General features: G+C 65.3%; 11 protein-coding genes. 8 read left to right on the top strand and 3 right to left on the bottom strand.

From position 1 onward, the window contains the following. Positions 1-100: 100 nt before the first annotated feature. The 3 genes from aroQ to B552_RS0113780 all read right to left on the bottom strand — a co-directional run bounded on the left by aroQ (position 101) and on the right by B552_RS0113780 (position 2165). The gene (aroQ, locus tag B552_RS0113770) at positions 101-589 is read right to left on the bottom strand and encodes a type II 3-dehydroquinate dehydratase (protein ID WP_026035638.1); all 489 of its coding nucleotides are present in this window, start codon (positions 587-589) and stop codon (positions 101-103) included. Positions 590-821: 232 nt separating this feature from the next. Continuing rightward, a complete protein-coding gene (locus B552_RS0113775) occupies positions 822-1364 on the bottom strand; it encodes a TlpA disulfide reductase family protein (RefSeq protein WP_019449611.1) in 543 nt (180 codons plus the stop codon). Between the two features lie 69 nt (positions 1365-1433). Continuing rightward, entirely contained in the window at positions 1434-2165 is a 732-nt protein-coding gene (locus B552_RS0113780) for a hypothetical protein (protein ID WP_051003561.1), read from the bottom strand. A 151-nt stretch (positions 2166-2316) separates the two neighbouring features. Between B552_RS0113780 and mpl the strand changes: the two genes are divergently transcribed. The 8 genes from mpl (at position 2317) to mtgA (ending at position 10730) form a co-directional block, all read left to right on the top strand. After that, positions 2317-3696, top strand: coding sequence for a UDP-N-acetylmuramate:L-alanyl-gamma-D-glutamyl-meso-diaminopimelate ligase (gene mpl, locus B552_RS0113785; protein WP_019449613.1), 1380 nt, complete (start codon positions 2317-2319; stop codon positions 3694-3696). Positions 3697-3708: 12 nt separating this feature from the next. Continuing rightward, positions 3709-4308 carry a YqiA/YcfP family alpha/beta fold hydrolase gene (locus B552_RS0113790; RefSeq protein WP_019449614.1) on the top strand — a complete coding sequence of 200 codons (600 nt, stop codon included), beginning with the start codon at positions 3709-3711 and terminating at the stop codon, positions 4306-4308. 14 nt (positions 4309-4322) lie between these two features. After that, on the top strand, positions 4323-4967 hold the full coding sequence (locus B552_RS0113795) for a chorismate lyase (RefSeq protein WP_026035639.1): 645 nt from the start codon (positions 4323-4325) through the stop codon (positions 4965-4967). Further along, entirely contained in the window at positions 4964-5704 is a 741-nt protein-coding gene (fabG, locus tag B552_RS0113800; protein WP_019449616.1) for a 3-oxoacyl-ACP reductase FabG, read from the top strand. The genes B552_RS0113795 and fabG overlap by 4 nt, the downstream gene beginning before the upstream one ends. Before the next feature lie 156 nt (positions 5705-5860). Next, positions 5861-8011 carry an RNB domain-containing ribonuclease gene (locus B552_RS0113805; RefSeq protein ID WP_019449617.1) on the top strand — a complete coding sequence of 717 codons (2151 nt, stop codon included), beginning with the start codon at positions 5861-5863 and terminating at the stop codon, positions 8009-8011. A 230-nt stretch (positions 8012-8241) separates the two neighbouring features. Next, positions 8242-9063: an energy transducer TonB gene (locus tag B552_RS0113810; protein WP_237718214.1), complete on the top strand. Its 822-nt coding sequence runs from the start codon at positions 8242-8244 to the stop codon at positions 9061-9063. Then, positions 9063-9962 (top strand): shikimate dehydrogenase, encoded by a 900-nt coding sequence (aroE, locus tag B552_RS0113815; RefSeq protein WP_019449619.1) that lies wholly within the window; start codon positions 9063-9065, stop codon positions 9960-9962. The genes B552_RS0113810 and aroE overlap by 1 nt, the downstream gene beginning before the upstream one ends. A 66-nt stretch (positions 9963-10028) precedes the next feature. Next, positions 10029-10730, top strand: coding sequence for a monofunctional biosynthetic peptidoglycan transglycosylase (mtgA, locus tag B552_RS0113820; RefSeq protein WP_019449620.1), 702 nt, complete (start codon positions 10029-10031; stop codon positions 10728-10730). Positions 10731-10830: the final 100 nt, after the last annotated feature.

Here is a 10830-nt window from a genome sequence, read left to right on the forward strand (position 1 = left end):
CGGCGGTCAGTCGTTGATTGGCTCGCCATGCGCAGGACGCATGGCAAAGCCCCTTTTTATCCAGATACTGCTTGTGTGCGGCTAATGTGTCGGTGCGGCGCTAGCCGGCCGATGCGGTCTGTTCCTGCGCAAGCGCGTAGTCCAGTGCCAGCAGGTAACCCTGCCAGCCCAGGCCGCAGATCACCCCGATCGCCTGATCGGAGAAATAGGAGTGATGGCGGAACGGCTCGCGGCGATGCACATTGGACAGATGCACCTCGACGAAGGGGATGGCCACTCCGGCCAGCGCATCGCGCAGGGCCACACTCGTATGGGTGTAGGCCGCCGGATTGATGATGATGATGTCCACTCCCTCGCCACACGCCGCATGAATGCGGTCCACGAGGACCCCCTCGTGGTTCGACTGGAACGTATCCAGTTCGATGCCCGCTTCAGCCGCGCGCTTTGCCAGCGCTTCGTTGATATCGGCCAGCGTCGTATGCCCATACGTCTGCGGTTCGCGCGTACCGAGCAAATTGAGGTTCGGACCATGCAGAACCAGCACTTTGCGGTAGCGGGCGGAGCGGCTTGCAGTAGGGGAAGAAGACACGGCGGCTCGACCAGTTCAACGAAATTGCGCGGAGATTACCGTAGCTTAGAGGGATTTGTCTAGCGTGGGATACAAGTCGGTATGTCGACCCGGAGGCATTTACGTCTCGCTGGGTGCCTTTTGGGGCGCAATTTGCGAGTGACTGAGGGTTTGCCCGCACGTTCGCGGCAATTTGATGAACGTTCGGGTTCAGATCGATGAAATTCGTTCCAGTTTCAAGTTTTGACTGGGATCAGGCGCCCGGCAGCGCCGCGCGCAGTTCATCGGCGTGCACGCGCCCCATCTTGCGGTATTTCACGGTGCCATCGGGGTTGATCACGACCGTGTAGGGTAGTCCGCCCTGGGCGTTGCCAAAGCTCCGCGACAGCTCGGTACCGGCAAAGCCGGCAACGGCGAGCGGATAACTTACTGGCACTTTCTTGAGAAATTCCTGGATGTTGCTGGCCGAATCGATGCCGATGCCGATGAATTCCACGTTGCGCGGCGCGTACTCACCATGCAGCGCGGTCAGTTCCGGCATCTCTTCCACACAGGGGCCGCACCAGGGTGCCCAGAAGTTGACCACGAGCGTCTTGCCACGGAATTTCGACAGATCCAGTTCCGTACCGGCCGGATCGGGCAGCCTGGTGTGGAACAGCGTCTCCACTGCCTGATCCGAGACCGGCTTGGGCGTCAGCACGAAGTGGGCGGCAAGGGCGCCTGCCGCTGCCGCGACGATGGCGACGATGACCCACAGGGTGACGGACGAGCGGCGGGCGGGGGCAGATACGGTCATGTTCGGTTGGCGATGAATACAGTTCTATATAGATAGAGGGCAGGTGGGCTGGCTAGCGGCGGCGGGCGCTTACTCGCCAACGTCATCAACGTCGCCAGCATCGCCATCATCGGCAGCAGCGGCTGCAGCGGCTGCAGCGGCAACGAGGGCGCGCACGGCGCCGGCGTCGGCGCGGGCCACGCGGCCGCTGGCATCGGCCTTGACCGCGCCGCGTTCGTCGTCGGCATCATACAGCGCAAGATGGAGTCCCACTGGGCTGCCCAGTACGGTGCGGACTTCACCGGCCAGCACGCGAGCCTCACGGACGGCGGGCCACTGGCCGCGCCACAGGAAGCTGAGCGTTTCGACCTCGCCACGGCCGGCAAAGTGCCGGCTTTCACTGGTTTCGAAGTCCACGCCAGCGTTGAGCAGGTGCAGCGCCACGTCCTTGGGGCTGTCGCAGAAGCACTGGATATATATGTCGGAGTGCTCGGTGGCCGTGCCATTGAGCACCGCGCCAACGAGATAGGGGCGGAAAGTGGCCAGATCGTCCATGGCCAGCAGCGCCACGCGGCGCAACAGTGCCAGGATGCGCGGCTGGTGCTCGCCATGGAACAGCGCCTGATAGGCGCGCACCTCTTCCTCGACCATCTCGTTGTCAGGCAGCCATTCGCCGGCCACGCGCACGTCGCCAAGGATCTGGCGGGCGGCCTTGCGCTTGGCCGTGGCGTAATCGGCGCCATCTTCGGCAATCATGCGGGCTGCGGCCTGGGCGATTTCCTCGCGCAGGTGGGCGGGGTCGGAAGGCATACGTCGGGGCATGACGCGATGATACCTGCATGAGAGTCGGCGGAGCCGCCGACCCGCGCGGGGTACAATCGGTGCCTTCTTCAGTGTCCGCACGGCGCCGCGCGCCGGAAGCGGTCTTGCACATCTCCCGAAGGCATTCCCGTAGGTATCTCCCGAAGCTCCCATGCATATTCACATCCTTGGCATCTGCGGTACGTTCATGGGCGGCCTCGCGGTCCTGGCCCGTCAGGCAGGGCACCGTGTGACTGGCTGCGACGCCAACGTCTATCCGCCGATGAGCACCCAGCTGGAAGCCCAGGGCATCGACTTGATCGAGGGGTTTGACCCCGGGCAACTGTCGCTGGAACCGGATCTGTTCGTGATCGGCAACGTGGTTTCGCGCGGCAATCCGCTCATGGAAGCGATCCTCAACCGCAACCTGCCGTATGTTTCCGGGCCGCAATGGCTGGGCGAGCACGTGCTCAACGGCAAGTGGACGCTGGCGGTGGCCGGCACGCACGGCAAGACCACCACCACGTCGATGCTCGCCTGGATTCTCGAGGACGCCGGTTACAACCCCGGTTTCCTGGTGGGTGGGGTGCCGCAGAACTTTGGCATTTCCGCGCGCCTGACCGAATCCGACTTCTTCGTCATCGAGGCCGACGAATACGACACCGCGTTCTTCGACAAGCGCAGCAAGTTTGTCCACTACCGTCCGCGCACGGCGATCCTGAACAACCTTGAGTACGATCACGCGGATATCTTCCCCGATCTCGCCGCGATCGAGACCCAATTTCACCACCTCGTGCGCACTGTGCCTGGCCAGGGCCGCCTGATCGTCAACGGCATGGAACCGGCGCTCGCTCGCGTGCTGGAACGCGGTTGCTGGAGCGAAGCGGAGCAGTTCGGCGTGGGCGACTGGCGCGAGGGCGATGCAAAGACCGCGGCGCCGGCCGGCAAGGACGCGTTCGACGTCTGGTTCCGAGAGGAACGGCAGGGCACCGTGGTCTGGGACCTGCAGGGCACGCACAACCGCATGAACGCGATTGCCGCGATCGCCGCGGCGCGCCATGTCGGTGTGCCAGTGGCGCAGGCCATCGAATCGCTGGGCCGCTTCGCCAACGTCAAGCGCCGCATGGAAGTGCGCGGCGTGGCGAATGGCGTGACCGTCTACGACGATTTCGCACACCATCCCACGGCTATCCAGACCACGGTCGAAGGCCTGCGCCGCCGCGTTGGCAATGCGCGCATCCTGGCCGTGCTGGAACCGCGTTCGAACACGATGAAACTCGGCGTGATGGCCGCCCAGCTTCCTGCCAGCCTTGCCGATGCCGATCTTGTGTTCGGCTACGGCGCACCGTCAGGAAAGGATGCACTGGGCTGGAACCTTGGCGAAGCGCTGGCGCCGCTTGGCGACAAGGCCGCCGCGTTCCAGGACCTCGGCATGCTGGTGGAAGCGGTGCGTGCGGCCGCCCGCCCCGGCGACCACGTGCTTGTGATGAGCAACGGTGGCTTTGGCGGCGTGCACCAGAAGCTGCTTGACGCGCTCGGCGCAGCGGCCTGACGGGGAGTTCACATGCTGCTGTACCTGCACGGCTTCCGTTCCTCGCCGCAATCGTTCAAGTCGCGGCTCGTGCAGGAACGGATGCGCGCCTGGGGGCTGGAGAAGTATTTCGCCTGCCCGATGCTCAATGTGTCGCCGTCCCTGGCGATTGCCCAGGCCGAAGCCGCGATCCGCGGCGCGCGTGCCGGCGGTGAGACCGACATTGCAATCATCGGCTCGTCGCTTGGCGGATTCTATGCACGGTGGCTGGCGGAAAAACACGGTTGCCGTGCGGTGCTGCTGAATCCGGCGATCCACCCGTGGACCGATCTGGAAGCCTATCTCGGCGAACAGCCGCTTTATCACGGCGGCGGATCGGTGGTGGTGGAGCGCAAGCATCTGCAGGAACTGCTGGACCTGCGCGTGGACGCGATCACCCGGCCGGAACGCTACTACCTGCTGGCCGCCACCGGGGACGAAGTGCTCGACTATCGCGAGATGGTCGCGGCCTGCCCAGGCGCCCGCATCAGGATTATCGAAGGCAGTGACCACGGCATCAGCGAGTTCGAGGATTACGTCGACGACGTGCTGGCATTCTGCGGCTATACGCCCAACGGAAAGACCTCCGCATGACTGGGGTATCCGGCGTGCAAAGGCTGCGTGCGGACTGGCACGCGCATCTGGCGTATGACGCGGCAATTCCGCTGAATCAGCGCCGCTGGATTACCGGCGAAGGCTCGCTGACCGCACGGCTGATGTCGGCGTCGGCCACCTTTCGCGTGAAACGGCTTGCGCAGGCGCCGCAGCGGCCGTTCGCCGACGAATGGCAGGCGCTTGGCCTGATCCGCCCGGTGCCTGCCATCACGCGCGAAGTGCTGCTGATCTGTGACGAAGTGCCGGCCGTATTCGCACATACGATCGTCGATCCCGGGTACGCACGGCGCGACTGGCCGTTCCTGCGCGGGCTTGGCAATCGCCCGCTTGGCGGTGCGCTGTTCGTCGATCCGCGTGTGCGGCGCGACCCTTTCCAGTTTGCACGGCTCACACCGTGCCACCCGCTGCGCCAGGCGCTGCAGCGGGTCTTGCCGGCGCTGGCGTCGGTACCGATGCTGCCCGCGCGGCGTTCGGTATTCCGGCGCGGCGGCGGCGCCATGCTCGTGACGGAGGTCTTTCTGCCAGATCTCCTGCAACGCGCAGCGCCTGACAACACTGGCGCGGGCGGCACCAGACTGCCCCGCCGGATCGACACACACACCACACTACCCAAGCAGGAAGAGAGACCAGGACCATGAAATTGCAGGGACGCGTAGCGATCATCACCGGCGCCGCCGCCGGAATCGGCTTTGCCACCGCGGAACGTTTCGCCGCCGAAGGCGCGAAGATCGTCATGTGCGACGTGCAGGAAGCGCGCGTGAAGGAGGCCGCCGAACGGCTGGCCGCCACGGGCGCGCAGGTGGATGCGCACAAGGTGGACGTCACGCGCCGCGAAGAGGTGGATGCGATGGTGGCCGCCACGCTGGCGCGCCACGGCCGCATCGATATCCTCGTCAACAACGCCGGCATCACCAAGGATGCGCGGCTGGCCAAGATGACCGAGGTGCAGTTCGATGCCGTCATCGACGTGAACCTGAAGGGCGTGTTCCACTGCGCGCAGGCCGTGGCCGGCATCATGAGCGAGCAGGGAAGCGGCGTGATCCTGAACGCGTCGAGCGTGGTCGGCCTGTATGGCAATTTCGGCCAGACGAACTACGCTGCATCCAAGTTCGGCGTGATCGGTTTCACCAAGACCTGGGCGCGTGAACTGGGCCCGAAGGGTGTGCGCGTGAACGCGGTGTGCCCTGGTTTCGTCAACACCGAGATCCTGCAGTCCGTGCCGGACAAGGTGCTCGATGGCATGAAGGAGCACTGCTGGATGCGCCGCCTGGCCGAGCCGTCCGAGATCGCCGCGATCTACGCGTTCCTGGCCAGCGACGACGCCAGCTACATCAACGGCACGACGATCGAGGCCAGCGGCGGCATGTCACTCTGATATCGCGCTGATGTTGTGTTGATATCGCGTTGATGTCGTTCTGATCGGGGGCACCCCGCCCACCACGGCCGTGGCGGGCGGGGTGCGGTATCATCCCCGGTCGTATATCCGCCGGACATTCGCATGCATTGTCCGGCACTTCTGAAAGTCCAATCCATGCAGTTGCTGTTCGAAGAAGGCGGCGAAATCCGCGCCGGCACCGTGCTCGCCCAACAGGGCGAGGCCTACCAGGTCGAGTTGCCCGCAGGCAAGCGCACCAAGGTCAAGGCGAAGGATGTGCTGCTGCAGTTTGCCCAGCCTTCGGCAATCGAAATGGTGCGGCAAACCGGCGAACTGACCGCCGAGATCGATCTCGACTTCCTTTGGGAATGCGCGCCGGCCGAGGAGTTCGGCTTTGCCGACCTGGCCGCCGAATACTATGGCGCGGATGCGGGCGCGGTGCAGCAGGCCGCGCTGGCGATGGCGCTGCATGGCAATCCGGTTTATTTCCGCCGCAAGGGACGCGGCCGTTACCTGCGTGCGCCGGAAGACCAGCTCAAGGCCGCACTGGCCGCGGTGGAACGCAAGAAGCAGCAGGCACTGGTGCAGGGCGAATACGAAGCGCAGCTCAAGGCAATGACGCTGCCGGAATCGTTCCGCGGCAAGGTGCTGCAACTGCTGTTCAAGCCTGACAAGAACAGCCTCGAATTCAAGGCCATGGATGCCGCGTGCACGGCGGTGGGCATGTCGCCGATGCGGCTGATGGTGGCCGTTGGCGGTGTGGAAAGCCCGCGCGCGCTGCACGAGGCCAAGTTCCTGGCCGACTGCTTCCCGAAGGGCACCGGGTTCGCCGACGTGGATGTGCCCGAGCCATCGGCCGATCTGCCGGTGGCTGATGTGCAGGCCTTCTCGATCGACGATGTCACGACGACCGAAATCGACGATGCGCTGTCGGTGACGCCCACGGGCGATGGCAAGCTGCGCGTCGGCATCCACATTGCAGCACCGGGGCTTGGCATCCGGCGCGGCGAGGCGCTCGACGCGATTGCGCGCCAGCGGCTGTCCACCGTCTACTTCCCCGGCGACAAGATCACGATGCTGCCCGACAGCGTGGTGGACCGCTACACCCTGCAGGAAGGCCGCACGTGCCCGGCGCTGTCGCTGTACGTGACGGTCGATCCGAATGGCGTGGACGGCATGACCATCGTCGGCAGCGAAACGCGCGCCGAGCTGGTGCCGATTGCCGCAAACCTGCGCCACAACCTGCTTGACGATGTCGTTACCGAAGCCGCGCTGGCCGCGGGCACGGGCGACTACCCGTTCCGCGAGGAACTGACCGAGCTGTACCGGCTGGCCAACCACCTGCACGACGAGCGCCAGCGTGCGCGTATCGCCAGCGGCCTGCGTCCCGAGACGCACAATCGCGCCGATTTCAACTTCTATATCGACCAGCTCGAAGCCGGCGGCGAGCGTGTGCGTATCGAACAGCGCCGCCGTGGATCGCCGCTGGACAAGATCGTGGCCGAGCTGATGATCCTGGCCAACAGCACGTGGGGCAAGCTTCTGGCCGACCACGGCGTGCCGGGCATCTATCGCACGCAGAAAGCCTGGGGCATGCACCGCACGCGCATGCAGACGTACCCGGCGCCGCACGAGGGCCTTGGCGTTGCGCAATATGCGTGGAGCACGTCGCCGCTGCGTCGTTATGTCGACCTGGTCAACCAGTGGCAGATCATGGCGGTGGCCCAGCACGGTGTGACGGCCAAGCTCGTGGCGCCGTTCAAGCCCAAGGATGCGGACCTGCTGGCCGCCGTGGCCGATTTCGAAGGTACGTATGCGGCCTATGCCGACCACCAGTCGACCATGGAGCGCTACTGGTGCCTGCGCTGGCTCAAGCAGGAAGGCCGCGACAAGATGATGGCAACCGCGCTCAAGGACGGTGCGGTGCGTTTCACCGAAATTCCGCTGGTCACGCGTGTGCCGGAACTGGCGCAGGCGGCACGTGGCACGCAGGTGCTGCTCGAGGTGGCCTCCACGGACGAGATCTCGCTCGAGGTGTCGTGCCGCGTGCTGGAAGTCTTTGCCGGTGAAGGCGAGGTGCCGGAGGAAGAGCTCGACACCGACGACGAAATGGCGGAAGTGTCGGCGGAGGCTGCGGCCGAAGCTGCCGCCGAGGAAGCAGCGGAGGGCGCCGCCGAGGGCGCCGCAGAGGGCACAGCCGAGGGAGCGGCGGAAGCACCGTCCGAAGCCGGCTCCGAAGGTTCCGATGCCAGCCAGGACGGCGAGGCGTCGGCAGCACGCGACACCGGCGCGAATCCGGCCGGCTGAGTATTCGGTAAACCGGTCGGCTCCCTTACAATCGAAATCTGTTCCGGCCATCCCCCCCCGCCGTGGGGTGGCCGGCCGAAAATCGACTCCCATCGCCGTCCGTTCAGCCCAACTCAAACGTGAACGCCGTACTCCCCGCTCCCCTCCAGCACCCACGCGAATGGTGGCAATCGTCCAGCACGCTGGTCAAGGCGCTGGCCGTCTCCGTGGTCATCCACGCGCTGTTGCTGATGGTGCGGATCGCCGCGCCTGAGGTGTTCGAGATCAAGCGTTCCGATCCGCAGCTCGATGTGGTGCTGGTCAATTCGAAGTCGGCGGAGAAGCCGCGCAATCCGACCGTGCTCGCGCAGGCGAACCTCGATGGCGGTGGTGACCATGATGCCCAGCGCGCCACCACGCCGCTGCCCGCGCAGACCGAATCGAAGGACGGCGACCTGATCAAGATGACGCAGCGGCGCGTGGAGCAGCTCGAGGAAGAGCAGCGCCGCCTGATGACCCAGTCGCGCGAGGCGGCGCCCACGGTGCGCAGCCAGCCGGTCAAGCCGGGCGAGCAGCGTACCGACATACCGACGCGCGGTCAGGACGACCATACGTCGACCGATGAAATGGCCAAGCTCGAAGCCGAGATCGGCCGCAATCTCGAGCAATACGCCAAGCGCCCGAAGCGCATGCAGCTGACTGCGACCAGCGCGCAGGGCGTTGATTACGCGCAGTACTACGACCGCCTGCGCCGCAAGATCGAGCAGCGTGGCACAAGCGATTTTCCGCAGAAGAACGGCAAGCCGATCTATGGCCAGCTGATCCTGGTGATCAACGTCAACCGTCTGGGCAAGCTTGGCTATAACCGCGATGGCTACAACGTCGAGGCCATCGACGTTGCCAAGAGCTCGGGCGATCCCGCGCTCGATCGCCAGGCCGTGGCCATCGTGCGCGCGGCCGCCCCGTTCGGCGCCTTCACACATGAGATGCAGGCGCGCCAGGACATCCTCGAAGTCATTTCCACTTTCAAGTTCACGCGCAGCGGACTGGATGTCCGCCTGCAAGGCCGCTGATGACCGCAGACCAGAATTCCTCGCCCGACGCAACGCAGGGTATCGACCGCTACGTCGTTGTGGGCAACCCGATTTCGCACAGCCGCTCGCCGGCGATCCACGCCGCATTCGCACGCCAGACCGGCGAGGCGCTGCAGTACGACCGGCTCGAAGCGCCTCTCGAAGGCTTTGCTGAAACGATGCGCGCGTTCCTGGCCGGCGGCGGTCATGGCTTCAACGTGACCACGCCGTTCAAGCTCGAGGCATACGACCTTGCCGATCGCCTCACGCCGCGTGCCGAGGCAGCCGGCGCGGTCAACACGATGTGGATCGAGGACGGCCTGATCCACGGCGACAACACCGACGGCGTGGGCCTGGTGCGCGATATCCAGGACAACCTTGACGTGTTGCTGGAAGACAAGCGCATTCTGGTGCTCGGCGCCGGCGGCGCGGCGATGGGCGCGATGCTCCCGCTGATCGAATGCCGCCCGTCGCGCATCGTGGTGGCCAACCGCACCGCCTCGCGCGCGAGCGACATGGTCGAGGAATTCGTGGAAGCGGCCGACCAGTACGGCGTGGAGTTGTGGGCTGGCGGCCTCGATGCGCTGGAAGCGCTCTCGGAAGATGAGCGCTGCGACGTGGTCATCAACGCATCGGCCAGCAGCCTGCAGGGCGAACTGCCGCCGATACCCGAGCATCTGCTCGGCGAAGGCGTGCTGGCGTACGACATGATGTACGGCGCGCAGCCGACCGTGTTCCTTGCGTACGCGGCCAAATGCGGCGCGCGCACGGCAGACGGACTTGGCATGCTGGTCGAGCAAGCCGCCGAGGCGTTCTACAACTGGCGTGGCGTGCGTCCGAAGACCGCGCCGGTGCTGGCCGAGCTGCGCGCCGCGCTGCAGGCCGAAGCCGCCCGCTGACAGCGGACCGCCTTGGCCCGAACTCCCGCCAGATCGTCCACGAAGACCGCCGGCGCAGCCAGTCCGTTGCGCTGGCTTGGCTATCTGGCCGGCTGCCTGATCGCCGGCATCGTTGCGATGCAGGTCTATTTCTTCCTGCAGATCGCCGCGTGGCAGTTCATCAATCCGTCGACGACGACGTTCATGCGCGCAGAGCGCTGGCGCCTGTGCGGCCTGAATTTCTGGAGCTGCAAGGTCGACCGCAATTGGGTCCGCTATGACGATATCTCGCGCAACATCAAGCGCGCGGTGATCGCCAGCGAGGACGCCGACTTCGTCAATCACCCGGGCTACGAACTCGATGCCATGCTGGACGCCTGGGAGCGCAACAAGCAGCGTGGGCACGTCGTGCGTGGCGGATCGACGATTACCCAGCAACTGGCCAAGAACCTGTTCCTGGCATCCGAGCAGAACTACCTGCGCAAGGGCCAGGAACTGGCCATCACGTGGATGCTGGAGCTCTGGCTGGACAAGCAGCGGATATTCGAGATCTACCTGAATTCGGTGGAATGGGGCGAGGGGGTGTTCGGCATCGAGGCCGCCTCACAGCACTACTTCCACACCTCGGCCGCCAAACTCAGCGTGGGCCAGGCGGCCCGCCTGGCCGCGGCGCTGCCGGCCCCGAAGTGCTTCGACAAGAAGCAGTACTGCGCCAACGTGCACGTGAACTTCCGCGTGAAGGCGTCGATCATCGCCAGGCGGATGGGCGCGGCGGCATTGCCTGACTAGAGATTGCTTTCTCCCCTCTCCCACTTGTGGGAGAGGGGCGGGGGAGAGGGCCAGCGGTTAAATATGCGAGGCCGCAATTTGAACCTCAAAGCCCTCTCCC

The sequence above is a fragment of the Cupriavidus sp. BIS7 genome, assembly GCF_000292345.1.
Lineage (GTDB): Bacteria > Pseudomonadota > Gammaproteobacteria > Burkholderiales > Burkholderiaceae > Cupriavidus.